This is a genomic window from Luteimonas dalianensis (assembly GCF_049339425.1).
GTDB classification, from domain to species: Bacteria; Pseudomonadota; Gammaproteobacteria; order Xanthomonadales; family Xanthomonadaceae; genus Luteimonas; species Luteimonas dalianensis.
On sequence record NZ_JBMPPO010000001.1, the window covers coordinates 289,978 to 316,679 of the forward strand.

The 26,702-nt window shown below is 69.8% G+C and carries 25 protein-coding genes and 1 other RNA gene; 5 read left to right on the forward strand and 21 right to left on the reverse strand.

Annotated features, from left to right (window positions below; translation table 11 throughout):
* Window positions 1-18: 18 nt before the first annotated feature.
* From recJ to hrcA, 11 genes are all read right to left on the reverse strand, one after another.
* Entirely contained in the window at window positions 19-1,749 is a 1,731-nt protein-coding gene (gene recJ / locus ACOZ90_RS01390) for a single-stranded-DNA-specific exonuclease RecJ (protein WP_422891828.1), read from the reverse strand.
* Window positions 1,746-2,690, reverse strand: coding sequence for a phosphoglycerate mutase (locus tag ACOZ90_RS01395; RefSeq protein WP_422891829.1), 945 nt, complete (start codon window positions 2,688-2,690; stop codon window positions 1,746-1,748). The genes recJ and ACOZ90_RS01395 overlap by 4 nt, the downstream gene beginning before the upstream one ends.
* A gap of 6 nt (window positions 2,691-2,696) precedes the next feature.
* Window positions 2,697-3,170, reverse strand: a complete 474-nt coding sequence (greA, locus tag ACOZ90_RS01400) for a transcription elongation factor GreA (protein WP_422891830.1) — start codon at window positions 3,168-3,170, stop codon at window positions 2,697-2,699.
* Complete coding sequence (gene carB / locus ACOZ90_RS01405) at window positions 3,167-6,415, reverse strand: carbamoyl-phosphate synthase large subunit (RefSeq protein WP_422891831.1); 3,249 nt, start codon at window positions 6,413-6,415, stop codon at window positions 3,167-3,169. The genes greA and carB overlap by 4 nt, the downstream gene beginning before the upstream one ends.
* Before the next feature lie 7 nt (window positions 6,416-6,422).
* Entirely contained in the window at window positions 6,423-8,321 is a 1,899-nt protein-coding gene (locus ACOZ90_RS01410) for a S9 family peptidase (RefSeq protein ID WP_422891832.1), read from the reverse strand.
* Window positions 8,318-9,457 carry a glutamine-hydrolyzing carbamoyl-phosphate synthase small subunit gene (carA, locus tag ACOZ90_RS01415; RefSeq protein WP_422891833.1) on the reverse strand — a complete coding sequence of 380 codons (1,140 nt, stop codon included), beginning with the start codon at window positions 9,455-9,457 and terminating at the stop codon, window positions 8,318-8,320. Before carA ends, ACOZ90_RS01410 begins: the two co-directional genes overlap by 4 nt.
* Before the next feature lie 123 nt (window positions 9,458-9,580).
* A complete protein-coding gene (gene dapB, locus ACOZ90_RS01420) occupies window positions 9,581-10,288 on the reverse strand; it encodes a 4-hydroxy-tetrahydrodipicolinate reductase (protein WP_422891834.1) in 708 nt (235 codons plus the stop codon).
* Between the two features lie 68 nt (window positions 10,289-10,356).
* Complete coding sequence (gene dnaJ / locus ACOZ90_RS01425) at window positions 10,357-11,487, reverse strand: molecular chaperone DnaJ (protein WP_422891835.1); 1,131 nt, start codon at window positions 11,485-11,487, stop codon at window positions 10,357-10,359.
* Between the two features lie 104 nt (window positions 11,488-11,591).
* Window positions 11,592-13,526, reverse strand: a complete 1,935-nt coding sequence (dnaK, locus tag ACOZ90_RS01430; RefSeq protein WP_422891836.1) for a molecular chaperone DnaK — start codon at window positions 13,524-13,526, stop codon at window positions 11,592-11,594.
* Window positions 13,527-13,642: 116 nt separating this feature from the next.
* The gene (grpE, locus tag ACOZ90_RS01435; protein ID WP_422891837.1) at window positions 13,643-14,170 is read right to left on the reverse strand and encodes a nucleotide exchange factor GrpE; all 528 of its coding nucleotides are present in this window, start codon (window positions 14,168-14,170) and stop codon (window positions 13,643-13,645) included.
* An 81-nt stretch (window positions 14,171-14,251) separates the two neighbouring features.
* On the reverse strand, window positions 14,252-15,310 hold the full coding sequence (hrcA, locus tag ACOZ90_RS01440) for a heat-inducible transcriptional repressor HrcA (protein WP_422891838.1): 1,059 nt from the start codon (window positions 15,308-15,310) through the stop codon (window positions 14,252-14,254).
* A 156-nt stretch (window positions 15,311-15,466) separates the two neighbouring features.
* On the opposite strand from hrcA, the gene recN reads away from it, so the two are divergent.
* Window positions 15,467-17,128: a DNA repair protein RecN gene (recN, locus tag ACOZ90_RS01445; RefSeq protein WP_422891839.1), complete on the forward strand. Its 1,662-nt coding sequence runs from the start codon at window positions 15,467-15,469 to the stop codon at window positions 17,126-17,128.
* A 45-nt stretch (window positions 17,129-17,173) separates the two neighbouring features.
* On the opposite strand, the gene fur is transcribed toward recN, so the two are convergent.
* A complete protein-coding gene (gene fur / locus ACOZ90_RS01450) occupies window positions 17,174-17,578 on the reverse strand; it encodes a ferric iron uptake transcriptional regulator (RefSeq protein ID WP_422891840.1) in 405 nt (134 codons plus the stop codon).
* A gap of 121 nt (window positions 17,579-17,699) precedes the next feature.
* Here fur and ACOZ90_RS01455 point away from each other — a divergent pair, with 121 nt between their 5' ends.
* On the forward strand, window positions 17,700-18,092 hold the full coding sequence (locus ACOZ90_RS01455) for an outer membrane protein assembly factor BamE (protein ID WP_422891841.1): 393 nt from the start codon (window positions 17,700-17,702) through the stop codon (window positions 18,090-18,092).
* A gap of 10 nt (window positions 18,093-18,102) precedes the next feature.
* Here the strand turns inward: ACOZ90_RS01455 and ACOZ90_RS01460 are convergent, their stop codons facing one another.
* Together ACOZ90_RS01460 and ACOZ90_RS01465 are read right to left on the reverse strand one after the other, a co-directional pair.
* Complete coding sequence (locus ACOZ90_RS01460) at window positions 18,103-18,357, reverse strand: RnfH family protein (protein ID WP_422891998.1); 255 nt, start codon at window positions 18,355-18,357, stop codon at window positions 18,103-18,105.
* Complete coding sequence (locus ACOZ90_RS01465) at window positions 18,357-18,800, reverse strand: type II toxin-antitoxin system RatA family toxin (RefSeq protein ID WP_422891842.1); 444 nt, start codon at window positions 18,798-18,800, stop codon at window positions 18,357-18,359. The genes ACOZ90_RS01460 and ACOZ90_RS01465 overlap by 1 nt, the downstream gene beginning before the upstream one ends.
* A gap of 67 nt (window positions 18,801-18,867) precedes the next feature.
* On the opposite strand from ACOZ90_RS01465, the gene smpB reads away from it, so the two are divergent.
* Window positions 18,868-19,362, forward strand: coding sequence for an SsrA-binding protein SmpB (gene smpB, locus ACOZ90_RS01470; protein WP_422891843.1), 495 nt, complete (start codon window positions 18,868-18,870; stop codon window positions 19,360-19,362).
* 12 nt (window positions 19,363-19,374) lie between these two features.
* Here smpB and ACOZ90_RS01475 read toward each other — a convergent pair whose 3' ends face one another.
* A complete protein-coding gene (locus ACOZ90_RS01475) occupies window positions 19,375-21,585 on the reverse strand; it encodes a CHASE domain-containing protein (protein WP_422891844.1) in 2,211 nt (736 codons plus the stop codon).
* Window positions 21,586-21,709: 124 nt separating this feature from the next.
* Here ACOZ90_RS01475 and ssrA point away from each other — a divergent pair.
* Both ssrA and ACOZ90_RS01485 read left to right on the forward strand, forming a co-directional pair.
* Window positions 21,710-22,062, forward strand: a transfer-messenger RNA (tmRNA) gene (ssrA, locus tag ACOZ90_RS01480).
* A 52-nt stretch (window positions 22,063-22,114) separates the two neighbouring features.
* Entirely contained in the window at window positions 22,115-22,342 is a 228-nt protein-coding gene (locus ACOZ90_RS01485; RefSeq protein WP_422891845.1) for a hypothetical protein, read from the forward strand.
* A 90-nt stretch (window positions 22,343-22,432) separates the two neighbouring features.
* On the opposite strand, the gene ACOZ90_RS01490 is transcribed toward ACOZ90_RS01485, so the two are convergent.
* From ACOZ90_RS01490 to ACOZ90_RS01515, 6 genes are all read right to left on the reverse strand, one after another.
* A complete protein-coding gene (locus ACOZ90_RS01490) occupies window positions 22,433-23,110 on the reverse strand; it encodes a YiaD family glycine zipper/OmpA-like lipoprotein (RefSeq protein ID WP_422891846.1) in 678 nt (225 codons plus the stop codon).
* A 147-nt stretch (window positions 23,111-23,257) separates the two neighbouring features.
* Window positions 23,258-24,670, reverse strand: a complete 1,413-nt coding sequence (locus ACOZ90_RS01495) for a replicative DNA helicase (RefSeq protein ID WP_422891847.1) — start codon at window positions 24,668-24,670, stop codon at window positions 23,258-23,260.
* Between the two features lie 238 nt (window positions 24,671-24,908).
* Window positions 24,909-25,367 (reverse strand): 50S ribosomal protein L9, encoded by a 459-nt coding sequence (gene rplI / locus ACOZ90_RS01500; RefSeq protein ID WP_422891848.1) that lies wholly within the window; start codon window positions 25,365-25,367, stop codon window positions 24,909-24,911.
* A gap of 71 nt (window positions 25,368-25,438) precedes the next feature.
* A complete protein-coding gene (gene rpsR / locus ACOZ90_RS01505; RefSeq protein ID WP_422891849.1) occupies window positions 25,439-25,669 on the reverse strand; it encodes a 30S ribosomal protein S18 in 231 nt (76 codons plus the stop codon).
* Window positions 25,670-25,680: 11 nt separating this feature from the next.
* Entirely contained in the window at window positions 25,681-26,130 is a 450-nt protein-coding gene (rpsF, locus tag ACOZ90_RS01510; RefSeq protein ID WP_422891850.1) for a 30S ribosomal protein S6, read from the reverse strand.
* 168 nt (window positions 26,131-26,298) lie between these two features.
* Window positions 26,299-26,640: a HesB/IscA family protein gene (locus tag ACOZ90_RS01515; RefSeq protein ID WP_422891851.1), complete on the reverse strand. Its 342-nt coding sequence runs from the start codon at window positions 26,638-26,640 to the stop codon at window positions 26,299-26,301.
* Between the last annotated feature and the right edge of the window lie 62 nt (window positions 26,641-26,702).

Here is a 26,702-nt window from a genome sequence, read left to right on the forward strand (position 1 = left end):
CGCGCCCGCCGTGGAGGGTCAGGCCGGCTCGAGGTGGTCGACCACCAGCTGGATGTCACGCGCGTCGCGCCAGTCGTCGCAGGCCAGGCGAAAGGCCAGGCGCACGCGCGACGGCGGCGGCTGGTCGCGCCAGCCGCCGAAGTGGATGGCCTTGAGCGCTCCGCTGCGCCCGGCGGCGCGCAGGCGCATGCGCAGGTGGCGTTCGCCCACCTGGCGGAAATCGAGCAGTTCGAATTCGCCGTCAAACACCGGCTCCGGGAAGGCCTGCCCCCAAGGCCCGCCGTCACGCAGGGCTTCGGCGTGGAAGCGGTCGAACTCTGCCGGCTCCAGCTCGCCGTCGCTGTCGATGACCGACTGCAGCAGCGAATCGTCCAGCGCCGCCGCGGCCTGCCTGCGGAAAACCTCTTCGAACCGGGGAAGCCTGTCGGCTCGCAGGGTCAGCCCCGCGGCCATGGCGTGGCCGCCGAAGCGTTCGATCAGCCCCGGCTCGGCGACGTCCACCGCGGCCAGCGCATCGCGCATGTGGAACCCCGGGATCGATCGTGCCGAGCCGCGCAGCAGCTCGCCATCCGGTGCTGCCGGCGCGAACGCAACCACCGGCCGGTGCAGGCGGTCCTTGAGCTTTGAAGCCACCAGGCCGACCACGCCGGGGTGCCACTGCGGGTCGAACAGGCACCAGGCAACCCGGCCCGCCGCGCCATCGTCATCAAGCACGCACGCGGCCACCGCGGCTTCGGCCTCGTCGACCATCGCCGCCTGCACGCTGCGGCGTTCGGAGTTGATCGCGTCCAGCGTCCGCGCCAGCTCCCGCGCCCGCGCCGGGTCGTCGCACAGCAGGCACTCGATCCCCAGCGCCATGTCTTCCAGCCGGCCGGCAGCATTCAGGCGTGGTGCCACCGCGTAGCCGATGTCCGCGGCCGAGAGCGCGCGCGGGTCGCGTCCGGCCACCTCCACCAGCGCCCGCAGGCCGGGCGCCCCCTGTCCCGCGCGCAGCCGCCGCAGCCCGGCCGCGACCAGGGCGCGGTTGCTTGCGTCAAAAGGCACCAGGTCGGCAATGGTTCCCACCGCCACCAGGTCCAGCAGCTTCGCCAGGTCCGGCTCGGCACCGGTGAACGCATCGCGCCGCCGCAGCAGCGCACGCAGCGCCAGCAGCACGTAGAAGACAACCCCCACCCCGGCCAGCGCCTTGCCGCTGAAACCGCAGCCGTGCTGGTTGGGATTGACGATGGCGTCGGCGTCCGGGAGCTGCTCGCCGGGCAGGTGGTGGTCGGTCACAACCACCTGCCAGCCGCGCGCGCGCGCGGCGGCGATGCCCGCGTGACAGGCGATCCCGTGGTCGACGGTCAACAGCAGCTCCGGCTCCAGCGCGGCGACTTCTTCCACCAGCGATGGAGACAGGCCGTAGCCGTGCACCATCCGGTTGGGCACTGCGTGGACCACGTTGCGGGCGCCGAGCATGCGCAGCCCGCGTACCGAGACCGCGCAGGCGGTGGCGCCGTCGCAGTCGAAGTCGGCGACCACCAGGATCCGGCGGTTGCCCGCGATGGCGCCGGCCAGCAGTTCCACCGCCGCGTCGATGCCGCGCAGGCCAGCGGGCGCGGGCAGGCCGGCGAGCCTGGGCCGCGCCAGCGCGGGCTCGGCCGCACCGCGCGCGGCGTAGATCCTGCGCAGCAGCGGGGGCACGCTGTCCGGCCAGTCACCTGCGGGCTGGACCGGCTGGCGGCGACGGATGCGGCGCACCGGGGTCACTGTGCCAGCGAGTCCTGCGGGCGGCGCCAGAAGCGCCAGCGCTGGCCGCGGGAGAACCGGTAGCCGGTGCCGTCCCCGAGATCCAGCTGCAGGGAGTCCAACCGCCGTTCGGACAGCGCCGCCAGTGCCGGCACCAGCCAGTCGTCGGCGAACGCCCGCAGGTCGCGCAGCGCACGCAGGTCGACCAGGGACGGCGCGGCGACGGCGTCAAAGGCCTGCATCGGCGCCACCACCCGGGATCCGGACGCGGCCACCAGTGCCTGCAGTTCCTCTTCGGCCGTTGCCACGGCGCCGTGCCCGCTATGCACGTGGTCGGGCAACACGCCGCCGCCCCACAGCCACAGCGAATTCACCGGCCTGAGCCCGCGGCCCACGCGGCGCGCGTTCCAGGGATGGTTGTGGAGCACGATCTGCGCCTCGGTGAGCAGCGCGCGCCAGCGCCGCGCGGCCGGGCCCTCGTCGTCCAGCTGGTCGGCAAGGTCGGTGCCGATCGCCTCGGCCGGCGGCGGGAACCGCGGCAGCTTCGCCTCCGGCGGCAGGCGCAGGTACCAGCGCGACGGATGCGGCGCGTCGATCGGGAATCCGGCGTCGCCAAACAGCGGCCGCAGCGCCGGCAGCAGCTCCGCGCAGTCCTCGGCGGCCAGCTGCAGGTCGTCACCGCAGGCCAGCAGCCTGGCGCCGTTGATGTCGGGCCGCACCCAGGCCGGGTCGGCGCGCAGCCAGGCCGAACCGGCGGCGTCGCCGGCATCGGCCTGCCGGCTCAGCGCGGCAATCGGCCAGCGCCTGGGCAGCAGTTCGAAATGGCGCAGCAGCTGCGCCTGGCGGCCGGCCTCCCCCTGCGGCAGCCGGTCGGCCCGGCCCAGCGCCTGCGCCCCGGGGCCGCGCAGCCGCTGCGCGCCGAATACCCCGGCCGCAGGCAGCAGGAAGGTGACCCGGGCCATCGTCCGTCAGCCGTAGCTGACCGAGACGATGTCGTACTCGCGGGTTCCGCCCGGGGTGTCGATGCTGATGCTGTCGCCTTCGTGCTTGCCGATCAGCGCACGCGCCACCGGCGAGGAGATCGCGATCAGGCCCTGCTTGATGTCGGCCTCCAGGTCACCCACGATCTGGTAGCGGGTCTCCGAGCCCGACTCCAGGTCTTCCAGTTCCACGGTGGCGCCGAACACGATCTTCGAGCCGGCCTTGAGCGTGGACACGTCGATGACCTGGGCGTGCGAGAGCTCGCCCTCCAGCTGCTTGATGCGGCCTTCGATGAAGCCCTGCTGTTCGCGGGCGGCGTGGTACTCGGCGTTTTCCTTCAGGTCGCCATGCGCGCGCGCCTCGGCGATCGCGTTGATCACCTCGGGACGCTTGACGCTCTTGAGCTCCTCCAGCTCGGCACGCAGCTTCTGCGCGCCCTGGACGGTCAGTGGTGCCCTCATGCCTGTTTCAGTTCCTCGTGCAGTTCATGCAGCGCCCAGACCGGCCCGGCTTCGCGGTATTGCAGCGAATGCAGCAGGGCCCTGGCGCCGGCGATTGTGGTCGAGTAGGTGACGCGCTGCTGCAGCGCCTCGCGCCGGATCGAGAACGAGTCGGCGATCGCCTGCTTGCCCTCGGTGGTGTTGACAATGTAGGCGATCTCGCCGTTCTTGATCAGGTCGACGATGTGCGGCCGGCCCTCGATCACCTTGTTCACCCGCTCGCAGGCGATGCCGTTGTCGGTCAGCCAGGCGGCGGTGCCGCCGGTGGCCACGATCGAGTAGCCGCGCTCCACCAGGTCGCGCACCACCGTCACCACCCGTGCCTTGTCCGGGTCGCGCACGGAGACGAACACCTTGCCGTCGGTGGGCGGGGTGCGGATGCCGGCCGCTTCCTGGGCGCGCGCGAAGGCGGCCCCGAAGCTGCGGCCCACGCCCATCACCTCGCCGGTCGAACGCATCTCCGGCCCCAGGATCGGATCCACGCCCTGGAACTTGGCGAACGGGAAGATGGCTTCCTTGACCGAGTAGTAATGCGGCACCACCTCGCGCTCGATGCCCTGGTCGGCCAGGCTCTGCCCGGCCATGCAGCGCGCGGCGATCCGGGCCAGCGGCAGACCGGTGGCCTTGGACACGAACGGCACCGTGCGCGACGCGCGCGGATTCACTTCCAGCAGGAAGATCCGGTCTTCGCCGTCCTCGCCGTGCTGGACGGCGAACTGGGTGTTCATCAGCCCGACCACGCCCAGCGCGCGGGCCAGCGCCACCACCTGCTCGCGCAGGCGGGCTTGGGTGCTTTCCGACAGCGAGTACGGCGGCAGCGAGCAGGACGAGTCGCCCGAGTGCACGCCGGCCTCCTCGATGTGCTCCATTACCCCGCCGATCAGCACCTGGCCGTCGGCGTCGGCGACCACGTCGATGTCCACTTCCACCGCGTTGTCAAGGAATCGATCCAGCAGCACCGGCGAATCGTTGGACACCTTCACCGCCTCGCGCATGTAGCGCTCCAGGTCGGCGTCGGCGTGCACCACTTCCATCGCCCGGCCGCCGAGCACGTAGCTCGGGCGCACCACCAGCGGGTAGCCGATCTCGCGCGCCAGCACCAGCGCCTCTTCCGGGCTGCGGGCGGTGCGGTTGGGCGGCTGCTCCAGGGCCAGGTCGTTGACCAGCTGCTGGAAGCGCTCGCGATCCTCGGCCAGGTCGATCGACTCGGGCGAGGTGCCGATGATCGGCACCCCGGCCGCCTCCAGCGCGCGCGCCAGCTTGAGCGGGGTCTGCCCGCCGTACTGCACGATCACCCCGCGCGGCTGCTCGACCTCGACGATCTCCAGCACGTCCTCCAGCGTCAGCGGCTCGAAGTACAGCCGGTCGGAGGTGTCGTAGTCGGTGGAAACCGTCTCCGGGTTGCAGTTGACCATGATGGTCTCGTAGCCGTCCTCGCGCAGCGACAGCGCCGCGTGCACGCAGCAGTAGTCGAACTCGATGCCCTGCCCGATCCGGTTCGGCCCGCCGCCCAGCACCATGATCTTCTGGCGATCGCTGGGTTCGGCCTCGCACTCCTCCTCGTAGGTGGAATACATGTAGGCGGTGCTGGTGGCGAACTCGGCCGCGCACGAGTCCACCCGCTTGTACACCGGACGCACGTCGAAGGCGCGGCGCAGCGCCCGCACGGCGTGCTCGTCGCTGCCGGTCAGCTGGGCCAGGCGGGCGTCGGAGAAGCCCATGCGCTTGAGTTCGCGCATGCGACCGGCGTCCAGCCCGTCCAGGCCGGCCGCGCGCACCTCGCCCTCGGCCGCCACCAGCTGTTCGATCTGATCCAGGAACCAGCGATCCACCCATGACAGGGCGAACACCTGCTCCACGTCCAGGCCGGCGCGGAACGCATCGGCCAGGTAGAAGATGCGCTCGGGCCCGGCTTCCTTCACCTCGCGCCGCAGCGCGGTCAGGCCCTCTTCGCCTTCCAGCTCCAGGCCGGTCGGATCCAGCCCCACCTTGCCCGTTTCCAGCCCCCGCAGCGCCTTCTGCAGCGACTCCTGGAAGGTGCGGCCAATCGCCATCACCTCGCCCACCGACTTCATCTGGGTGGTCAGCCGGGCATCGGCCTGGGGGAATTTCTCGAACGCGAAACGCGGGATCTTGGTGACCACGTAGTCGATCGTCGGCTCGAACGAAGCCGGGGTGCGGCCGCCGGTGATCTCGTTCTGCAGCTCGTCCAGGGTGTAGCCGACCGCCAGCTTGGCGGCGATCCTGGCGATCGGGAAGCCGGTGGCCTTGGACGCCAGCGCCGAGGAGCGCGACACCCGCGGGTTCATCTCGATCACCACCACCCGGCCGGTCTGGGCGTTGATGCCGAACTGGACGTTGGAACCGCCCGTATCCACGCCGATCTTGCGCAGCACCGCGATCGAGGCGTTGCGCAGGCGCTGGTATTCCTTGTCGGTCAGGGTCTGGGCCGGGGCCACGGTGATCGAGTCACCGGTATGCACGCCCATCGGATCCAGGTTCTCGATCGAGCACACGATGATGCAGTTGTCCGCGCTGTCGCGGACGACCTCCATCTCGAACTCCTTCCAGCCCAGCACCGACTCCTCCACCAGCACCTCGCTGGTGGGCGAAAGCTCGAGGCCGCGCTTGACGATCTCCTCGAACTCCTCGACGTTGTAGGCGATGCCGCCGCCGCTGCCGCCCAGGGTGAAGCTGGGCCGCACGATGGTCGGAAAGCCGACGGTGGCCTGGATCTCCACCGCCTGCTCCCATGTCCTGGCCACCTCCGCCTTGGGGCACTCCAGGCCGATCTCGCGCATCGCATCGCGGAAAAGCTCGCGATCCTCGGCCATGCGGATGGCATCGCGCGAGGCGCCGATCAGCTCCACGCCGTGCTTCTCCAGCACGCCCTGGTCGGCCAGGTCCAGCGCGCAGTTGAGCGCGGTCTGCCCGCCCATGGTGGGCAGCAGCGCGTCGGGCTTTTCCTTCTCGATGATCTTCTCGACCATCGGCCAGGTGATCGGCTCGATGTAGACCGCGTCGGCGGTTTCCGGGTCGGTCATGATCGTGGCCGGGTTGCTGTTGACCAGCACCACCCGGTAGCCCTCCTCACGGAGGGCCTTGCAGGCCTGCGCGCCCGAATAATCGAACTCGCAGGCCTGGCCGATGACGATCGGGCCAGCGCCGATGATCAGGACGGTCTTGATGTCGGTGCGCTTGGGCATCTGAAGCTCAGTTGGAGGCGTTGTCGCCGATGTGTTTGTCGAGGAATTCTTCCATGGCGTTGTACAGGCGCACGTTGTTCTCCAGCTCCTGGAAGCCGTGGCCTTCGTTGCGCGCGAGGATTTCCACCTCGGGCGGCTTGCCGGCATCTTCCAGCGCGCTCTTGAGCGCCCGGTACTGGGACATCGGCACGCGCTCGTCGCGCTCGCCGTGCACCAGCATCACCGGCACGTTGATGCGGTCGACGTTGAACGCCGGCGACTGCGCCTGCTGCTCGGCTTGGGACTCGGGAAGAACCCGGGCCAGGTAGTTGCGGCCGCTTTCCTGGCGCGGGATGTCTCCGTCACGCGTCATCAACGGCAGGCTGAACACGCCCACGTAGCCGATCGTGCAGCGGTAGCGTTCCGGCTCGCGGACGATGCTCTGCAGGGCCGCGTAGCCGCCGTAGGACGCGCCGTAGGTGCAGACCCGGTTGGGATCGGCGATGCCCTCACGCACCGCCCATTCCACGCCGTCGGTCATGTCGTCGATCATGGTGGTGCCCCAGTTGCGGTACCCCATGCGCTCGAACGCGTTGCCGTAGCCGCCCGAGCCGCGGAAGTTCACCTGCAGCACCGCGTAGCCGCGGTTGGCCAGGAACTGCACCTCCGGGTTGAAGCCCCACATGTCGCGCGGACCGTGCGGCCCGCCGTGCGGGTTCATGATCAGCGGCAGGTTCTTGCCGTCGCTGTTGCGCGGAATGGTGATGTAGCCGTGCACCTGGGTGCCATCGCGCGCGGTGAAGCTGATGGCGCGCATGGGCGACATCTGCTCGGGCTTGATCCAGCTGCGTGCCGCCAGCAGGAACCTGGCCTGGCCGGTCTCGCGGTCGAACAGGTAGTAGCTGCCCGGATCGACGTCGCTGTAGACGTGCAGCAGCACCAGGCGCCCGTCGCGGCTGATGCCGGAGAAGGCCACCGCATGATCCGGGAACGCATTCATCAGCCCGGCGTAGGTCAGGACCTCGCCATGCTCGGTATTGATGAAATCGGTGACGGGAACGCCGTCCAGGTAGCGCACGGCCAGCAGTTCCCGGCCATCGCTGCTGTACAGGTAGCTGCCCGGGTCGACGTTGTCGTTCTCCGACAGCAGCGTCAGCTCCTCGGTTTCCGCGTCCAGGGCGTACACCTTGGTCGGCTCGCCGTCCTCGCTGATGCGGGTGTACACCAGCCGGTTGTCCGGGTCGAAGCCCATCGGCAGGTTGCTCGAGCCGCCCATCGGGGCGCGATGGATCTCCGTCCAGCCGTCGCCGACGCGGCGCAGGGTCACCATTTCATTGCTCTCTTCCTGGCCGATCGCATAGCGCAGCTCGCCCTCATGATCGACCAGGAAGCTCCCGAACCGGAGCGGCGCGATCGCGGCGGTGCGCACGCGGCCATCATTGACATTGAGCCGCGACAGGTAGGCCGAGTCGATCGAGCGCTGCACCAGGATCCAGTCGGGATCGTTCTCCAGGGTGTCGACGATCTGGTAGGTCCCGCCATTGGGGATCGTGATGCGACGCTTGCCGTCCACGTTGCTGGCATGCACGTCGGGCGTACCGACCCGGAAGTCATAGCGGCCGAGCTTGCGCGAGACATAGACGAAGAAACGCTCGTCGTTGACCCAACGCACGCGATCGGCGTGCATCTGGCGGCCGTAATCCCACTTGCCGACCAGTTCCATGTCGGCGACGCGGAACGCCGCCAGCACGGTGCGATCGCCCTCCGGTACCGACACCGTGAGGTATTCACCGGTTGGCGACAGGGTGACCGCGGAGAACTCCGGATCCTTGAAGAAGTCTTCAACCGGCACCTGCTGGGCCAGCGCCGTACCGCCCAGCCCGACCGCCAGGAAGGCCGCCAGCATCATCCGTAATCCAAGCTTCATGTCCTGCTCCCCTCTCCGTTTGAATCAATCATTGTCATGAACCGGTCGAACAGCGGCGCCACGTCGTGCGGGCCCGGATAGGCCTCCGGGTGCCCCTGGAACGAGAACGCCGGCGCGTCGGTCAGTTCGATGCCCTGGTTGGTGCCGTCGAACAGCGAACGGTGGGTGACCCGCACGTTGGCGGGCAGGCTCGACTCGTCCACCGCGAAGCCGTGGTTCTGCGAAGTGATCATCACCCGGCCCGACTCCAGCTGCTGCACAGGATGGTTGGCACCGTGGTGGCCGTTGGCCATCTTCATGGTGCGCGCGCCCACCGCCAGCGCCAGCAGCTGGTGGCCCAGGCAGATGCCGAACAGCGGCACCTTGCGCTCCAGGCAGGCGCGGATCGCCTCGATCGCATAGGTGCACGGCGCCGGGTCGCCGGGCCCGTTGGACAGGAACACCCCGTCGGGCTGCATCGCGAGCACCTCATCGGCGCTGGTCTGCGCCGGCACCACGGTGACCTCGCAGCCGCGGTCGGCCAGCATGCGCAGGATGTTGCGCTTGACGCCGAAGTCCCAGGCCACCACCCGGCGCCTGGGGGCCGGGCTGTTCCAGCGGCCGCTGTCCAGGTCCAGGGTGCCCTGGTTCCAGACATAGCGCTCGCCGGTGCTGACGTCCTTCGCCAGATCCATGCCGGCCAGGCCGGGGAACTTGCGCGCCGCCTCCAGCGCCTTGTCCAGGTCCACTTCGCCGGCCATCACCGCGCCGTTCTGGGCGCCGCGCTCGCGCAGCAGCCTGGTCAGGCGGCGGGTATCAATGCCGGCAATCGCGACCACGCCCCGTTCAGCCAGCCATTCCGGCAGCGCGGCGCGGCTGCGCCAGCTGCTCGGCCGCGGCGGCACGTCACGCACGACCAGTCCCGATGCCCACACCCTGCCGGCCTCGTCGTCTTCGTCGGTCAGGCCGGTGTTGCCCACGTGCGGATAGGTCAGGGTGACGATCTGGCGCGCGTAGGAGGGATCGGTGAGGATCTCCTGGTAGCCGGTCATGGCAGTGTTGAACACCACTTCGCCGACCGAAAGGCCGGGCGCACCAATGGAAAGGCCCCGGAAGACCGTCCCGTCTTCAAGCACCAGGATTGCGGGTTCTGTCAAGGGAATCGCCTACTTCGGGTTGCAGAAAACCGCGGACGCGAGCGATTTCGGGTCCGGGCGTGAGGGTTCAGGCGAGCGGGAATGATACCGGCGCGGCCCCCCCTGCGCCAGTGGGAATTTGTCTCACAGCAGTTCGCGCAGGCGATGCATTCCGGGCCCAAGCCGGGCCAGGGCCGCCGCCGCGTGCAGCGCGCCGCGGGCGAAGATGTCACGGCTGCCCGCGCGATGAACCAGCTCGATGCGCTCGCCGGCGGTGGTGAACTGCACCAGGTGCTCGCCGATGATGTCGCCGGCGCGCAGCGACGCGTAGCGCGCCGTGGCCCCGCCCTCTTCCGCCGCCGCGCCCAGGGTCAGGGCGGTGCCGGAGGGGGCGTCCTGCTTGTTCACATGGTGGCTTTCCACGATGTCGCAGTCCCAGCCCGGCAGCGCCGCCGCGGCGCGCTCCACCAGCTCGTGCAGCAGGGCCACGCCGAGGCTGAAGTTGGACGCCCACAGCACCGGGATGTCACCCGCCGCCTGCTCCAGCGCAGCCTGCTGCCCTTCGGACAGGCCGGTGGTCCCCGATACCAGCGCCTTGCCGCGCTGGTGGCACAGCGCCAGCACCGGATCAAACGCATCCGCCAGGCTGAAATCCACCGCCACGTCGAACTCCGGCGCCCCGCGCATCTCGGCCGCCGTGAACCACGCCACCCCGTCCACCACGCGCTGGTCGATACGGCGTGCGACCGCCGCCACCACCTGGACCGCGGGGTCATCTGCGGCCAGGCGCAGCAGCGCACGCCCCATGCGCCCGGAGGCACCGTGGATCAGGAGTCGGACAGGATCAGCCATGGCGGCAGGCTAGCGGCCGCCGCCGCCGGCGACAAGCGCGGGGCGCCCATCCACCCGCGCGGATGCCGTCAGGAGGTCATGCGCTCCCAGAAACCCTTGACCCCGTCGACGAAGGTGCTGGATCGGGGCGAGTGCCGGCGCGCGTTCTCGCCGACGAAGGTGGCCTCGAACTTCTCCAGCAGCTCGCGCTGCTCGGTCGTCAGGTTGACCGGGGTTTCCACCACCACCTTGCAGTACAGGTCGCCCGGACGGCGGCTGCGCACCGAGGTCACGCCCTTGTCGCGCAGGCGGAACACCTTGCCGGTCTGGGTCTCGGCGGGAATGCGGATCTCGGCCTCGCCGCCGAGGGTGGGCACGCGCGCGGTGTCGCCCAGCGCGGCCTGGGAGATGCGGATGGGCACCTCGCAGTGCAGGTCGTCGCCGTCGCGCTCGAAGATGTCGTGCGGGCGCACCCGCACCTCCACGTACAGGTCTCCCGGCGGCGAGCCGGCGGGCCCGGCCTCGCCCTCGCCCGCCAGGCGGATGCGGTCGCCGTTGTCGACCCCGGCCGGGATCTTCACCGACAGCGTCTTCTCTTCTTCCACCCGGCCCGCGCCGCGGCAGGTGCCGCAGGGGTTGGCGATGACCTGGCCGCGCCCGCCGCAATGCGGGCAGCCCTGCTGCATGGTGAAGATGCCGCGCTGCATGCGCACCTGGCCACGGCCATGGCACGTGGTGCAGGTTTCCTTCTTGCCGTCCTCCGAGCCCGAGCCTTCGCAGTCGTCGCAGCTGGCGAGGGTCGGCAGCTCGATCCGCTTTTCCACCCCGGCAACGGCCTCTTCCAGGTCCAGCTCCAGCACGTAGCCCACGTCGGCGCCGCGCCGCGGCCCGCCGCGCGCGCCACCGCCGAAGATGTTGCCGAAGATGTCGCCGAAGATGTCGCCCATGTCGGCGCCGCCGAAGCCCGGCCCGGCGTTGCCGCCGCCCATGCCGTGCTCGAACGCGGCGTGCCCGTGCTGGTCGTACATGCGGCGCCTGCCGCCGTCCGACAGCACTTCGTAGGCCTCCTTGCACTCCTTGAACGCCGCCTCGGCCGCGGCATCACCCGGGTTGCGATCCGGGTGGTACTTCATCGCGCAGCGGCGATAGGCCTTCTTCAGCTCGTCCTCGGTGGCGGTGCGGGACACGCCCAGGACTTCGTAGTAGTCGCGCTTGCTCATCGATCAGGTCCGTCTTGCGGGCGGACCAGGTACAGGTGGTCCACATATGCAACGGGAACCGGGAGGCATGGCCCCACGGTTCCCGTCGCGGGTACGGCGGGAGGTCAGTCCTTCTTCTCGTCGTCCTTGACCTCGGTGAACTCGGCGTCGACCACGTCGTCGGCCGGCTCCCCGGCGCCCTGGGCCTCGGCACCGGCGGCGCCGGCATCACCGGCCTGGCCGGCGGCGGCGGCCGCTGCGAACAGCGACTGCGCGGCCTCCTCCAGCGCCTTGGTCTTGCCCTCGATCTGGGCCTTGTCGTCGCCCTTCATCGCGGTCTCGACCTCGGCGATCGCCGACTCGACCTGGCCGATCACCTCGCCCGGCACCTTGTCGCCGTTGTCCTTGATCGCGCTGCGGGTGCTGTGCACCAGCGCGTCGGCCTGGTTGCGGGCCTGCACCAGCTCCTGGAACTTGCGGTCGTCCTCGCGGTGGGCCTCGGCGTCGGCGACCATCCGCTGGATCTCATCGTCCGACAGGCCCGAGCCGGCCTTGATCTCGACCTTCTGCTCCTTGCCGGTCTTCTTGTCCTTGGCGGTCACGTGGACGATGCCGTTGGCGTCGATGTCGAACGACACCTCCACCTGCGGCATGCCGCGCGGGGCCGGCTCGATGCCGGTCAGGTCGAACTTGGCCAGCGACTTGTTGTAGCGGGCCTGCTCACGCTCGCCCTGCAGCACGTGCACGGTCACCGCGGACTGGTTGTCCTCGGCGGTGCTGAACGTCTGCGAGGCCTTGGTCGGCACCGTGGTGTTCTTCTCGATGATCTTGGTGAACACGCCGCCCAGGGTCTCGATGCCCAGGCTCAGCGGGGTCACGTCCAGCAGCAGCACGTCCTTGACGTCGCCGGCCAGCACGCCGCCCTGCACCGCGGCGCCGATGGCCACCGCCTCGTCGGGATTGACGTCCTTGCGCGGCTCCTTGCCGAAGAACTCGGCCACGGCCTGCTGCACCTTGGGCATGCGGGTCTGGCCGCCGACCAGGATCACCTCGCTGATCTCGCTGGCGCGCAGGCCGGCGTCGTTGAGCGCGATCCGGCACGGCTCGATCGACTTCTTCACCAGGTCTTCCACCAGCGCTTCCAGCTTGGCCCGGGTGAGCTTGATGTTCAGGTGCTTGGGGCCGGAAGCATCGGCGGTCACGTACGGCAGGTTGACCTCGGTCTGCTGGGCGCTGGAAAGCTCGATCTTGGCCCGCTCGGCGGCGTCCTTCAGGCGCTGCAGGGCAAGCGGATCCTTGCGCAGGTCGATGCCCTGGTCCTTCTGGAACTCCTCGACCAGATAGTCGATGACCCGCGCGTCGAAGTCCTCGCCGCCCAGGAAGGTGTCGCCGTTGGTGGCCAGCACCTCGAACTGCTTCTCGCCGTCGACCTCGGCGATCTCGATGATCGACACGTCGAAGGTGCCGCCGCCCAGGTCGTACACGGCGATCTTGCGGTCGCCGCCGCTCTTGTCCAGGCCGTACGCCAGCGCGGCCGCGGTTGGCTCGTTGATGATGCGCTTCACGTCCAGGCCGGCGATGCGGCCGGCGTCCTTGGTCGCCTGGCGCTGGGAGTCGTTGAAGTAGGCCGGCACGGTGATGACCGCCTCGGTGACCTTTTCGCCCAGGTAGTCCTCGGCGGTCTTCTTCATCTTCTCCAGGATGCGCGCGGACACTTCCTGCGCGGAGAGCTTCTTGCCGTCGCTGGACTGCACCCAGGCATCGCCGTTGTCGTGCTCGACGATCTTGTAGGGCACCAGGCCGATGTCCTTCTGGACTTCGGCGTCGCTGAACTTGCGGCCGATCAGGCGCTTGACCGCGAAGAAGGTGTTGTGCGGGTTGGTGACGGCCTGGCGCTTGGCCGAGGCGCCCACGAGCACCTCGCCGTCCTTGGTGTAGGCCACGATCGACGGCGTGGTGCGGTCACCCTCGCTGTTCTCGATGACCTTGGCCTTGCTGCCGTCCATGATCGCCACGCACGAGTTGGTCGTACCGAGGTCGATTCCGATGATCTTTGCCATGAGTGGGTTCCTCTGGATCCTGGTTCTGTACTGGTTTCGGGGGCGGCCGGGCCGCCGATACGCTGTATCTGGGGGCGGCTGGCGGGGGTTCAAGCACGCGCCGGCCAATTGCGCTGCTACGAGGGGGCGACCACGACCATGGCCGGACGCAGCAGGCGTTCGTTGAGCACGTAGCCCTTCTGGAACAGCTGCACCACCGCGCCCGGCGCGACGCCGGGGGCCTCGGCCACGCTCATGGCCTGGTGGTGCTGCGGGTCGAAGGCCTCGCCCGGCGCGGGCGCGACTTCCAGCAAGCCATTGGCCGCGGTCACCTTGAGCAGCTGGCGCAGGGTGGCCTCCAGGCCCGCCCGCAGCGGATCGTCACTGGCGGCGTTGGCCAGGCCGGCTTCGATGCTGTCGAACACCGGCAGCAGATCCGCCAGCAGGCGTTCGTTGGCGAAGCGGCGCGCGGACTCGACGTCGCGGGCCATGCGCTTGCGCTGGTTCTCAAGGTCGGCGCGCTCGAGCAGCGACTGCGCCCGCAGCTGCTCCAGCTCGCCCTGCAGCGCCTCGAACTGCTCGTGCAGCACCTGGCTGGCGTCGGTTTCCTGGGCCCCGCCCGGCTCCTGCCGGGGGTCCTTGTCCTGTCCGGATTCGTGGTTCATTTCTGGTCCCGTAGCGGTCGTTCTGCCGCCGTTGCACCGGCAATGGGGCCCGCCCCGGGGCAATTCAAGCCCGCTGCGGAATCAGCCCTCTCCGGCCGCGTCCAGCGCCGCCCCCAGCGCCCCGGCCGTGGCCTGGACGACGGGGATCACCCGCTCATACGCCATCCGGGTCGGCCCGATCGCGCCGAGCACGCCCAGCACCTGGCCACCGGTGCCGTAGCTGGCGGTCACCAGCGACACCCCTTCCAGCGGCGCCAGCCCGGTCTCCTCGCCAATGAAGATGCGCACCCCGGGCGCGTCCACCGTGCGCTCGAGCAGCTGCAGGATCTCGCGTTTGCGCGAAAACGCCTCGAACAGCTCGCGCAGCCGCTCCAGATCCGACAGGTCCTGCAGGCCGATCAGGCGGTTCTGGCCGGCCACCACCATGTCGTCGTCGTCACCGCCCAGCGCCTGTTCGGCCAGCTCCACGGTCTGCGCCAGCAGGCTTTCCATCTCGCTGCGGGCGGTGCGCATGTCGCGCACCAGCGCCGCGCGGATCTCGCCCAGCGGCATGCCGGCGAAATGCGCGTTGAGATAGTTGGCCACCCGCTCCAGCTCGGCCGGCCCGTAGCCGCGGCGGGTCTGGATGAGCCGGTTCTGCACTTCGTTGTCGGCGAACACCAGGATCGCCATCACCCGCTGCGCATCCACCGCCACGAAATCGATGTGGCGGAAGGCGAAGCGCTCGCGCCGGGGCACGCTGACCACGCCGACGAAGTGGGTCATCGCCGACACCAGCTCCGAGGCGCTGCCCAGCAGCGACTGGGTGCCGCCACCGGGGGCCAGCCCACCGCGCACGCGCGCGATCTCCGCCTCGGGCAGCGGCTTGAGCTGGAGCAGCGAGTCGACGAAGACCCGGTAGCCCTGTGCCGTCGGGATCCGGCCGGCCGAGGTGTGCGGGGAGGACAGGAAGCCGCTTTCCTCCAGGTCGGCGAGGATGTTGCGGATCGTCGCCGGGCTGACCTCCAGGCCCGAATGCCGGGCCAGGGTCTGCGACCCGACCGGCTCGCCGTCCTGGATGTGGCGGCCGATCAGGGTGCGCAGCAGCTGGCGCGCGCGCGGGTCGAGATCGTGTCCGGAAGGGCCCTGTGGCTGGCTCATATGATGTCCACGATATACGGCCGGCACGGCGGCTTCGCAACCGGGCACGGCCCCCGGGGGCCCGTATCGCAGGCCGTGCGACGCGGACGGCCGATGCTGGCGGCCCCCGCCACGGGCTTGGCCGCCACCGGCCCCGCGCTGCACAATCACGCCCCTATGCTGACCCATCTCACGATCCGCGATTTCGCCGTCGCCAGCGCCACCGAAATGGAGTTCGGCCCCGGCCTGACGGTGATTTCCGGGGAAACAGGCGCCGGCAAGTCGCTGCTGGTCGACGCCCTGGGCTTCCTCTCGGGCCTGCGCGCGGACAGCGGCATGGTCCGCCACGGCGCCGCCCGCGCCGAGCTGAGCGCCTTGTTCGACCTCGCCGACACCCCGGCGGCGCTGGCGTGGCTGGTCGAGCATGAATTCGACGAGGACGACGCCTGCCAGCTGCGCCGCACCCTGCGCGCCGACGGCGGCTCGCGCGCGTGGATCAACGGCCGCCCGGCCACCCTCGCCCAGCTGGGTGAACTGGCCGGCCTGCTGGTCGAGATCCACGGCCAGCACGAGCACCAGGCCCTGCTCTCGCGCGGCAGCCAGCTGGCGCTGCTGGACGCCTACGGCCGGCACCCGGCCGAGCTGTCCGAAGTGGCCGCGGCGGCACGCGCGTGGACGGCGCTGGAACAGGAGCGCGACGCGCTCTCGCGCACCGGCGACCCGGCCGAGCGGCGCGACTGGCTGCGGCACCAGCTGCAGGAGCTGGAAGGCCAGCCGCTGGAGCCGGACGCCATCCAGACACTGCTGGCCGACCATCGCCGCCACGCCCACTCGGCCGAACTGATCGATGCCTGCGACGGCGCGCTGGAGCGGATCGGCGGCGACGATTCGCTGGACGCCCAGGTACAGCGCATCCGCGCCGGGCTGGCCCGCATGCAGGAGCACGAGCCGAGGCTGGCCGAAGTCGACGCCATGCTCGAATCGGCGGGTATCCAGCTTGAAGAGGCCGCCAGCCTGCTGCAGCTGGTGCGCGACGACCTGGACGTGGATCCGGAGAGCTACCGGCAGCTGGAGCAGCGCCTTGTCCAGCTGCACGACCTGGCCCGCAAGCACCGGGTCGCCCCGGAAGCCCTGGCCGTGCGCCGCGACGAGATGGCCGCCGAGCTGGACGCGCTGGAACACGCCGATGAACGCCTGCAGGCGCTCGACCAGGAGATCCAGGCCGCCGCCGGCCGCTGGCGCAGCGCCGCCGACGCCCTGGGCAAGGCCCGCGCCCGGGCCGCGAAAACGCTCTCGCGCGACACCACCGCGCTAATCGCCGAACTGGGCATGGGCGGCGGCCGCTTCGAGGTCGAGCTCCAGGAGCAGCAGCGCGAGCGGCCCGATCCGCAGGGCGCGGAGCGGGTGGAGTTTCTGGTATCGGCCAACGCCGGCCAGCCGCCGCGGCCGCTGCGCCGGGTGGCCTCGGGCGGCGAGCTGTCGCGGATCTCGCTGGCGATCGAGGTCGCCGCGCTGGGCCTGGACGCGGTGCCGACCATGGTCTTCGACGAAGTGGATTCGGGCATCGGCGGCGCCGTGGCCGGGATCGTGGGCCGCAAGCTGCGCGCCCTGGGCCGCACCCGCCAGGTGCTGTGCGTGACCCACCTGCCCCAGGTGGCCGCGCAGGGCCATGCCCACTACCTGGTCAGCAAATCCGAAGTGGACGGCGCCACCGAGAGCACCGCCACGACGCTGGACGCCAAACAGCGCCAGGAGGAACTGGCCCGGATGCTCGGCGGCGTGGAAGTCAGCCGCGAGGCCCGCGCCGCCGCCAAACGGCTGCTCACCGACGTCGAATGAAAAAACCCGCGGGAGCGCTTCGTGCGCGCTCCTGCTGCCGGGACGTTATTTCGTCTTGCGTACGTACAGAACCAGGGAGTGATCCACCAGCTGGAAGCCGTGCTGGCGGGCGACCTCGTGCTGCAGGCGCTCGATCTCCTCGCTCTCGAACTCCTCGATCCGGCCGGTATCCACGTCCACCATGTGGTAGTGGTGGCCGCCACGATCCAGCTCGTAGACCGCGTGGCCGCCCTCGAAGTTGTGCTTGAGCACCAGGCCGGCCGCTTCGAACTGGGTCAGCACCCGGTACACCGTGGCCAGCCCGATCTCGTCCCCCTGATCCAGCAGCTGCCGGTAGATTTCCTCGGCATTGAGGTGGTGGTGGGGGGAATTCTGTTCCAGCAGCTGCAGGATCCGCACGCGCGGATGGGTCACCTTCAGTCCGGCCTTGCGCAGATCCAGCGATTCCATCAGCCCTCTCCGTCAAGAACAATCGCGCGGTCGCCATCGCGCTGAATGGTTGCCACCGGTGCAAGGTCGCGGCGGCCCGGGAAGTGTATCATCGGCGGATTCCCGAACCGCCTTCCACTGCATGCGCAAGCTCATCGTTCCCGCCCTGGCCGCACTGCTCGTCACCGGCTGCGGCATCGCCTACCGCCAGCCCATCTACCAGGGCAGCCTGCTGCAGGAATCGGCGGTCGAACAGCTGCAGGCCGGCATGGCCAAGCAGCAGGTGCTGGGGCTGCTGGGTACCCCTTCGGTCGCCGATCCGTTCCACCACGACCGCTGGGACTACACCGCCAGCCAGCGCCTGGGCCGCCGCGGCCAGGTGGAAACGAAGAACCTGACCCTGTGGTTCGAGAACGACGCGCTCGCGCGCTGGGAGGGCGACTACTTCCCCGAGCGCGACGCCGAACTGGTCAACGACGTGCGCCGCGCATTCGGCCCCAACCTGCCGCGCGAGCGCAACCAGCGCAGGCGCTGACCGCCGGGGGTCACTTCACCCGCGCCGCGCGCCGGCGCCGGGCTTCCTTCGGATCCAGCAGCAGCGGCCGCAGCAGCTCCAGGCGGTCGCCGCCGTGAACCGGCGCATCGGCGCTGACCCGTTCGCCGAACACCGCGTAACCCGCGATGCCTTCCAGCGGCAGCCCCGAAGCCCTCGCCGCCTCGCCGGCCGTGGCGCCGGCCGCCAGCCGCACCCGCACCGATCGGCACGCGCGCGGCAGCGCCAGCACCACTTCGACCTCGATCACTCCCCGGCCCCGCCGATGTCGGCGTCGGCCACGCGGATGAAGTCGTCCACCATGCGGTCGGCCAGCTTCTGCAGGCCCAGGGTCAGCGGCGCCAGCAGCAGGCGCGAGCGGGGCTCGAAATCCAGGGTCAGCCCGACCCGGCTGGCCGCCGCGTCCAGGGCGTGGAACTGCCAGCGCCCCTCCAGGCGCCGGAACGGCCCGTCGCGCAGGTGCATGTCGATCCGCACCGGCGGCTGCAGCACGTTCTCGGTGGTGAACCAGGTGCGGAACGATCCGATCCCCAGCTCCAGCTTCGCCACCATCCGATCCTCGCCGCGCTCGATCACCTGCGCGTCCTCGCACCAGCCGAAGCGGGCCGGATAGGCCTCCACATCGTTGACCAGTTCGAACATCCGCGCCGCGGAGTGTTCAACGAGGGCGCTGCGCTGGATCTGGGGCATGGGCGTTTCCGTCGGTGGGTGTCGCGGGCATGTCACTGTGCCCGCGCATCATGGGACAATTGCCGCCATGGCAAAGAAGGCAGGCAAGGATAAGGCAAAGGCCGGGGGCACCATTGCGCTCAACAAGCGCGCGCGCCACGAGTACCACCTGGAGGAGCGCTTCGAGGCCGGCCTGGCGCTGCAGGGCTGGGAGCTGAAGTCGATCCGCGCCGGGCGCGCCAACATCACCGAGGCCTACGCGGTGATCCGCGGCGGCGAGCTGTTCCTGTTCGGCGCCCAGTTCACCCCGCTGATCTCCGCCTCCAGCCACAACGTGGCCGACGCCACCCGCACCCGCAAGCTGCTGCTGCACCGGCGCGAGATCGACCAGCTGATCGGCAAGGTCGAGCGCGAGGGCTACACCCTGGTGCCGACCGCGCTGTACTGGAAGGGCAACAAGGTCAAGGCCGAACTGGCCTTGGCCCGCGGCAAGCAGAAGCACGACAAGCGCGACGCCGAGCGCGAGCGCGACTGGAACCGGGAAAAGCAGCGCCTGATGCGCCGCCACAACCGCGACGCCTGACCCGCGCCCGGCTCACTCCGTTTCGGCAGGCACCGGCGGCGCCCCGTCAGGCAGCACGAAGCGGAAACACGCGCCCTTGCCCGGCTCGCCCTCGGCCCAGACCTCGCCGCCGTGGCGTTCCACCACCCGCCGCACCGACGCCAGCCCGACGCCGTGGCCGGCGAATTCCTCCTGGGCGTGCAGCCGCTGGAACGGCCGGAACAGCTTGGACGCGTATTCCTGGCTGAAGCCGGCCCCGTTGTCGCGCACGAAGCACACCGACTCGTGCCCCTCATGCGAGGTGCAGCCCACCTCGATCCGCGCAGCGGGCGTGCGCGCGGTGAACTTCCACGCATTGCCGATCAGGTTCTGCAGCAGGTTGCGCACCAGGTCGGGGTCGCCGCGCGCGCGCAGCCCCGGCTGCACAACCACCTCCACCTCGCGCCCGGGCTCGCCGTGGCGAAGGTCTGCGACGATGTCCCGGGCCATGGCGGACAGATCCAGCGGCGCGTGCCGCAGTTCGGCGCGGCTGAGCCGGGACATCGTCAGCAGCGCTTCGATCAGCCCGTCCATCCGTGCGGCGGCCGCGCGGATCCGGCCCAGGTGGTCGCGGCCGGTGGTGTCGAGGGCCTGGCCGCAGCGCTCGGCCAGCATCCGGCCGAAGCCCTCGATCGAGCGCAGCGGCGCGCGCAGGTCGTGCGAGACGCTGTAGGCGAAGGTCTCCAGCTCGCGGTTGGCGTGCTCCAGCTCGCGCGTCCGGTCGGCCACCCGCGCCTCCAGGGTGCGGTTGAGCTCGCGCACCCGGGCCTCGGCGCGCAGCCGGTCGGTCACGTCCTCCACCTGCACCAGGCGCGCCACCCCGCTGCCGATCTCGCCGGGCACCGGCGCATAGGTCAGCTGCACGTGGCGGTGTTCGCCGTCCGGCCGCCGCAGCTCGCGCGTGGCCCGCACCACCGCGGTCAGGCTGCCGTTCCCGGCGACCGGGATCGGCGTCACGTCGGCGAACCAGCTGTCGAACACCCGCCCCTTCAGCGCCTCCGCCGGCAGGTCCAGGATCCGCGCCAGCGCCGGGTTGGCTTCCACGATCCTGTCGCCATGGTCGAGCAGCGCCTTGCCGATTCCCGAGTACTCCATGGCCGCGCGGAAGCGGATCTCGCTGCGGCGCCAGGACTCGCTCATGCGGTCGGCCAGCTGCTCGGCCCGCACCTGGGTGCGCGCCAGTACCCAGATCATCACGAACAGCAGCAGCGACAGCACCACGCCGATGGCCAGGGTGCCGTGCTGCGCCGACATCCCGAATCCCGCCAGCGGCTGCGGCGGCGCTGCGAACTCCACCGCCCAGCGGCGGCCGTACACATCCAGTTCGACGCGGTGGGAGAACGAGCCGGCCTCGCCGGCCACGTCCGCGTAACCCGCGTCCTCGTACACCCGCGCCTCCGCGCGCTGGTCGGTCACCCGCATCCGCAGGCCGCCGTGCGCCCGCGGCAGCGCCTGCTCGACCAGGGCCCGGGCCCGGAACGGGACGAACACCCAGCCGCTGGCGCCGGACAGGCGCCCGATCTGCGTCCCCGGCGGCCGGCGACCGCCGTAGACCGGCGCGAACATGACCAGCCCGCCGGGCGCGTCCGAAGCCGCGTCGCCGGGCAGCAGCACCGGCCCGCTCAGTCGCGCATCCCCGCCCTCCAGCGAAGCGTCCATCGCCGGCCGCAACACCGGATCCGCATACAGGTCGTTGCCGATGGCCTCCGAAGCGGCGGCATCGCCGGGAGCCAGGTACACGATCGGGCCATAGCGCTCGCGCACCCCGCGCGGGCGTACCTCGTACATGCCCTCGCCTGCCGCGCGCTGCTCCAGCTGCAGCGTGGTCAGCTCTCGCGGAGTCAGCCAGGCCGCGTAGCCAAGCCCCAGCGGCCCGAGCGAGCGCTCCTGGAACCGCAGCCCGGCCACGTAGTCCTGCCACTGCGCCCGGCTGGGCCGCTCGACCGAGCCGAACAGCGAAACCGCGCCCAGGGTGGTCAGCTCGAAGGTCAGCAGGCGCTGCCGGAGCAGGTCGGCCCGGTGGTTGGCCTCGGCGACGAAGTCCGCGCTGGCCAGCGCCCGTTCGCGCTCGCCCGCACTGCGGGCGTAGAACCAGACCGCCAGCAGCGAGCCGACCAGCACCAGCGTCGCCAGCTGGTAGCCGCGCCTGCGGCGTGCCGCACCGGCGCGCGCCCTTGAAGCCGATTGCGTCTGCCCCGCGGTCATCACCGGAGCATACCGCGGATGGCGGCCCGGGCCGCGGTGAACCGGCGCTGCACGCGCACGCGCCGGCCCTTGTGATGGCGCCTTCCGCCCCTATACTGGGAACGTCAGCGTGAACGTTTTCCCCGGGGGTGCATTGGCTTCGACGGGGGTTGCGAAATCACCTGGTGCATGCCGAGGGGGCAGCTTTCCTCGTAAATCCAGCGGCAAACTCATAGTTGCCAACGACGACAACTACGCTCTCGCCGCTTAAGGCGTAAGCCCCGAACCCACTTGTGCCCGTGCTCGTGGATGTAGGGTCATTATCACGGGAACCAGCCGCGGGGGTTGCCTGTCTTCCGCGGTTGAACTGACAGGCTGGTTCCAGGGTGCGCTTTGCAAGCCGTGCTGCCATGGGACGAGAATCAACGGCTGGCTAAGCATGTAGTACCGGGGATGGAGTGCCTTCGGACGGCGGTTCGATTCCGCCCACCTCCACCAACAACAGGCCCCAGCCACAACCGGCTGGGGCTTTTTTCATGAGGATCCCGCAATGACTTCCAAACAGCACGACACCACGGTGTACCCGATCTCCGGCTGGGACACCGGCCCGATCAGCGGCCGCGACGCGATCGCCATACGGATCAAGTACATGGACGTGGAGACGCAGCAGCCGGCGGAAACCCGGTTCTTCGGGATACCCCGCAGCGAAGTCGGCAAGCTGATCGATTCGCTGTCCCAGGCGCTGGCCAAGTCGGAGGGTTCCAGCGGCGAATCCTGATCCTGCCGGAGCACCGGGCCTGGAGACGAACCAGGAAAAAGGCCGCTTGCGCGGCCTTTTTCCTGTCACTGATCAAGTCCGGAGATCCGCTCAGGACTGGATCGGCACCAGGGTGATCTCGACGCGGCGGTTCTGCGCGCGGCCGGCCTCGGTGCTGTTGTCGGCGATCGGACGGGTCAGGCCCGCGCCGACCACGATCATGCGCTGCTGGTTCACGCCCTGGCCGGACAGGTAGTTGGCCACCGACTGGGCGCGGCGCTCGGACAGGCCTTGGTTGTAGGCGGCGGCGCCGACGTTGTCGGTGTGGCCGGCGACCTCGATGATGGTCTGGTCGTACTGGTTCAGGGTCTGGGCCAGGTTGTTGAGCACCGGGTAGAACTGCGACTGCACGTCATCGCGGTCGAAGCCGAAGGTGATCGCGCCGGGCATGTTCAGGGTGATGTTGTCGCCTTCGCGGTGCACATCAACGCCGGTGCCGGCCATCTGCCTGCGCAGCTCGGCCTCCTGGCGATCCTGGTAGGCGCCCACCGCGCCACCGGCCAGCGCGCCCGCGCCGGCGCCGATCATGGCGTGCTGGCGGCGCTCGGTGGCATCCGAACCACTGAGCAGGCCGGCCACGGCACCGATGCCGGCGCCCACCAGCGCCCCGGTGCGGGTGCGGTTGGGGTCGTTCGGATCGGACGTCTGGCCGGTGTAGGAAGCGCAGCCGCCCAGCATCAGGGCGCCTGCGAGCGCGGCGGTCAGGCCTGCGGTGGCGAACTTGCTCATTTGCGTGCTCCTTGGGAGGGAATTCGGGGAATCCCGGCACTCCGGCGTGCCGTGATAACGGAATCCTAGCCCCGCTTCCGTGGCTGGCGGGTGATGGCCGCCGGCGGCTGCAAGCTCGCATTCAGGTTCGCGAAATCCCGCCCGGGCTCAGGGCTCGAAACTGCCGACCGAATCGTGGGCGAGGTTGTCGAAGCGGGTGTATTCGCCGAAGAACTTGAGCTTGAACGAGCCGGTGGGGCCGTTTCGCTGCTTGCCGATGATGATCTCGGCCAGCCCCTTGTCGGGCGAATTTTCCTTGTTGTAGTACTCGTCGCGGTAGATGAACACGATGATGTCCGCGTCCTGCTCGATCGCGCCCGATTCGCGCAGGTCGGCCATCACCGGGCGCTTGTCGGTACGCGACTCCAGCGAGCGGTTGAGCTGGGAGAGCGCAATCACCGGCAGGTTCAGCTCCTTGGCCAGGCCCTTGAGCGAGCGGGAGATCTCGGAGATCTCGGTGGCCCGGTTCTCGCTGTTGCCCGGTACCGCCATCAGCTGCAGGTAGTCGATCACGATCAGGCCCAGGTCGTGCTCGCGCTTGAGCCGCCGGGCCTTGGCCCGCAGCACGTCCGGCGACAGGCCCGGGGTGTCGTCGATGAAGATCTTCGACTCCTTGAGCATGCGGATCGCGCCGGTCACCCGGCTCCAGTCCTCGTCCTCCAGCTGCCCGGTGCGCAGGCGGGTGGCGTTGATCCGGCCGTTGGAGGAAATCAGGCGCAGCGCCAGCTGGCTGGCCGACATTTCCATCGAGAACACCGCCACCGCCTTCTTCGTTTTCAGCGCCGCGTACTCGGCGATGTTGAGGGCGAAGGTGGTCTTGCCCATGGCCGGGCGCGCGGCCAGGATCAGCAGGTCGGTCGGCTGCAGGCCGGCCGTCATTTCGTCGAATTCCTCGTAGCCGGTGGGCAGGCCGGTGATGCTGCCGCCGTTGGCGAAACGGGTCTGGAGGACGTCGAAGGCCTCCTTCATCGCGTCGTTCACCGGCACGAAGTCCAGGCGCCCGCGCGCGCCGGCCTCGGCGATGGCGAACACGTCGCGCTCGGCCTTGGACAGCACGTCCTCGGTCGAGCGGCCTTCCGGCTGGAAGCCGTCGTTTACGATGCCGGTGCCGACCTCGATCAGCTGCCGCAGCACCGCCTTGTCGCGCACGATGTCGGCGTAGGCCTTGATGTTGGCGGCCGAGGCGGTGGTGCTGGCCAGCTCCACCAGGTAGGCGCCGCCGCCGATCTCGCCGGACTTGCCGTGCGACTCGAACCACTCGCCCAGGGTCACCGCGTCGAACGGCTGGTTCTTCTCGGCCAGGTCGCGGATGGCGCTGTAGATCAGCTGGTGGTCGTGGCGGTAAAAATCTTTCACCACCAGCACGTCGGCGACCCGGTCGTAGGCCTCCGGCGCGAGCATCAGCCCGCCGAGCACCGCCTGCTCGGCTTCCACCGACTGCGGCGGAACCCGGAGCTGCTCGATGCGGCCATCGCCGTGGGAGGCATGCCCGAAGGGCGGGTGATCGAAACGGGCGGACATGTGTGGGTCGCACTCCTGCGATGACTGCTCGACAAGCCGGGCCGGCCTGGATGCGTGCCAAGCCATGCTAGGCCGTCCGCCTGTGGAGCCGCGACGGAACAACCTGTGGATAAATCGCCCTGTTGATACCGGCCGGCCGTCTCAGGCCCTGCGACCGGAGCCGGCGCGCGGGTGCGCCGGAACGGAAACGGGCGCCACCAGGGCGCCCGTTCCGTGGATCAAGCGTGGCTGACCGGGATCAGACGGCCGCTTCCGGCTCCACCACCACCGGCACGGTGGTTTCGACGTCGGCGTGCAGGTGCAGCACCACCTCGTACTCGCCGACCAGGCGGAACGGGCCCTCGCCCATCACCACCTCGGACTTGCCGAACTCCACCCCGGTCTGCGCGGTGAGCGCATCGGCGATGTCGCGCGGGCCGATCGAGCCGTACAGCTTGCCTTCCGGCGACGCGTTGGCGTGGATGGTGACGGTCACGTCCTCCAGTTTGGCCAGGCGCCCGGCGGCCTCGTCGTGGGCGGCCTGGGCCTGGGCCTCGTACTCGGCGCGGCGCGACTCGAACTCGGCCAGCGCGGCCTCGGTGGCCGGCACGGCCTTGCCCTGGGGCACCAGGTAGTTGCGGCCGTAGCCGGGCTTCACGGTGACCTTGTCGCCAAGGCCGCCGAGCTTCTGGACTTTCTGCAGCAGGATGACTTCCATTGGAATGCTCCGGGTTCGTTAGCGGCGCGCAGGGCGCCGCAACTGGATGCTGTCCGAATCGGGATTCAGGATCAGACGTTGTGATTGTCGGTGTACGGGATCAGGGCCAGGTAGCGCGCGCGCTTGACCGCGGTGGCCAGCTGGCGCTGGTAGCGCGACTTGGTGCCGGTGATCCGGGCCGGGACGATCTTGCCGGTCTCGGTGATGTTCTGGCGCAGGGTGTTGAGATCCTTGTAGTCGATCTCGACCACGCCCTCGGCGGTGAACTTGCAGAACTTGCGGCGGCGGAAGAATTTGGACATGTCAGGGCTCCTCAGGCGGCTTCTTCGGTGTCGTCGGCATCGGCCTTGGCGTCATCGGCCTTGGCATCGTCGCCTTCGTCGTCGTCACGGCGGCGGCGCTCGCCGCGCTCCGGGCGGTCGCCGCCCTTGTCGCCCTTGTCGTCCTTGTTCTTCATGATCAGCGACTGCTCGGTGACGGCCTCTTCGCGGCGGATCACCATGTGGCGCAGGATCGCGTCGTTGAAGCGGAAGGTCTCGACCAGCTCGTCGAGCACGGCCTGGCCGGCCTCGATGTTGAGCAGCACGTAGTGGGCCTTGACCAGGTTGTTGATCGGGTACGCCAGCTGGCGGCGGCCCCAGTCTTCCAGACGGTGGATCTTGCCCTCGCCGCCCTCGATGAGGGTGGTGTAGCGCTCGATCATCGCCGGCACCTGCTCGCTCTGGTCCGGGTGGACCAGGAACACGATTTCGTAGTGACGCATGCGTTTTTCCTTTCGGTTATCGGCCCCGGGCGCTGATGCCCGCCGGGCCGGACAGCCCCCCGCTGGCCCGGAACGGGCGCGGTGGAGCAAGGGCTCGCCCCGGCCAGGGCCGGAGCGAGCCGCACATTATGACGAATCAGGGGGTTGCCGGCAATTGCCGGCGCGAAATCAGCCCGCGCGGTCGGCGTCGGTGGTGAAACTCTCGCCGCAGCCGCACTCGGCGGCCGTATTGGGGTTGGAGAAGGTGAACTGCTCGTTCAGCCCCTGGCGGGCGAAGTCGATCCGGGTGCCGGCCACCAGCGGCGCGCTCTGCGCGTCCACGTAGACGCGCACGCCGCCCTGCTCCACCACCTGGTCGCCATCGCGCTGCTCGCGGGCCAGGTCCACCACGTAGCCCCAGCCCGAACAGCCGGTCTTCTCGACGCCGAAGCGCATGCCCAGGGCGTCGGGGTTGGAGGCGAGGAAGCGCTGGACGCGTTCCAGCGCGGCGGGGGAAAGTTGGATGTCCATGGGCGCATTCTACCCGTTGGGGCTCCGGTACACTGCGCAGTCCAGTTTTCTGTTCATCAATA

What these genes read in the sequence shown, in the direction of transcription:
- ACOZ90_RS01395 (WP_422891829.1), bottom strand. Translation starts at nt 2,690, where the DNA reads ATGGCCCGGGTCACCTTCCTGCTGCCTGCGGCCGGGGTATTCGGCGCG.
- greA (WP_422891830.1), bottom strand. Translation starts at nt 3,170, where the DNA reads ATGAGGGCACCACTGACCGTCCAGGGCGCGCAGAAGCTGCGTGCCGAG.
- carB (WP_422891831.1), bottom strand. Translation starts at nt 6,415, where the DNA reads ATGCCCAAGCGCACCGACATCAAGACCGTCCTGATCATCGGCGCTGGC.
- ACOZ90_RS01410 (WP_422891832.1), bottom strand. Translation starts at nt 8,321, where the DNA reads ATGAAGCTTGGATTACGGATGATGCTGGCGGCCTTCCTGGCGGTCGGG.
- dapB (WP_422891834.1), bottom strand. Translation starts at nt 10,288, where the DNA reads ATGGCTGATCCTGTCCGACTCCTGATCCACGGTGCCTCCGGGCGCATG.
- dnaJ (WP_422891835.1), bottom strand. Translation starts at nt 11,487, where the DNA reads ATGAGCAAGCGCGACTACTACGAAGTCCTGGGCGTGTCCCGCACCGCC.
- dnaK (WP_422891836.1), bottom strand. Translation starts at nt 13,526, where the DNA reads ATGGCAAAGATCATCGGAATCGACCTCGGTACGACCAACTCGTGCGTG.
- grpE (WP_422891837.1), bottom strand. Translation starts at nt 14,170, where the DNA reads ATGAACCACGAATCCGGACAGGACAAGGACCCCCGGCAGGAGCCGGGC.
- hrcA (WP_422891838.1), bottom strand. Translation starts at nt 15,310, where the DNA reads ATGAGCCAGCCACAGGGCCCTTCCGGACACGATCTCGACCCGCGCGCG.
- recN (WP_422891839.1), top strand. Translation starts at nt 15,467, where the DNA reads ATGCTGACCCATCTCACGATCCGCGATTTCGCCGTCGCCAGCGCCACC.
- fur (WP_422891840.1), bottom strand. Translation starts at nt 17,578, where the DNA reads ATGGAATCGCTGGATCTGCGCAAGGCCGGACTGAAGGTGACCCATCCG.
- ACOZ90_RS01455 (WP_422891841.1), top strand. Translation starts at nt 17,700, where the DNA reads ATGCGCAAGCTCATCGTTCCCGCCCTGGCCGCACTGCTCGTCACCGGC.
- ACOZ90_RS01465 (WP_422891842.1), bottom strand. Translation starts at nt 18,800, where the DNA reads ATGCCCCAGATCCAGCGCAGCGCCCTCGTTGAACACTCCGCGGCGCGG.
- smpB (WP_422891843.1), top strand. Translation starts at nt 18,868, where the DNA reads ATGGCAAAGAAGGCAGGCAAGGATAAGGCAAAGGCCGGGGGCACCATT.
- ACOZ90_RS01475 (WP_422891844.1), bottom strand. Translation starts at nt 21,585, where the DNA reads ATGACCGCGGGGCAGACGCAATCGGCTTCAAGGGCGCGCGCCGGTGCG.
- ACOZ90_RS01485 (WP_422891845.1), top strand. Translation starts at nt 22,115, where the DNA reads ATGACTTCCAAACAGCACGACACCACGGTGTACCCGATCTCCGGCTGG.
- ACOZ90_RS01490 (WP_422891846.1), bottom strand. Translation starts at nt 23,110, where the DNA reads ATGAGCAAGTTCGCCACCGCAGGCCTGACCGCCGCGCTCGCAGGCGCC.
- ACOZ90_RS01495 (WP_422891847.1), bottom strand. Translation starts at nt 24,670, where the DNA reads ATGTCCGCCCGTTTCGATCACCCGCCCTTCGGGCATGCCTCCCACGGC.
- rplI (WP_422891848.1), bottom strand. Translation starts at nt 25,367, where the DNA reads ATGGAAGTCATCCTGCTGCAGAAAGTCCAGAAGCTCGGCGGCCTTGGC.
- rpsR (WP_422891849.1), bottom strand. Translation starts at nt 25,669, where the DNA reads ATGTCCAAATTCTTCCGCCGCCGCAAGTTCTGCAAGTTCACCGCCGAG.
- rpsF (WP_422891850.1), bottom strand. Translation starts at nt 26,130, where the DNA reads ATGCGTCACTACGAAATCGTGTTCCTGGTCCACCCGGACCAGAGCGAG.
- ACOZ90_RS01515 (WP_422891851.1), bottom strand. Translation starts at nt 26,640, where the DNA reads ATGGACATCCAACTTTCCCCCGCCGCGCTGGAACGCGTCCAGCGCTTC.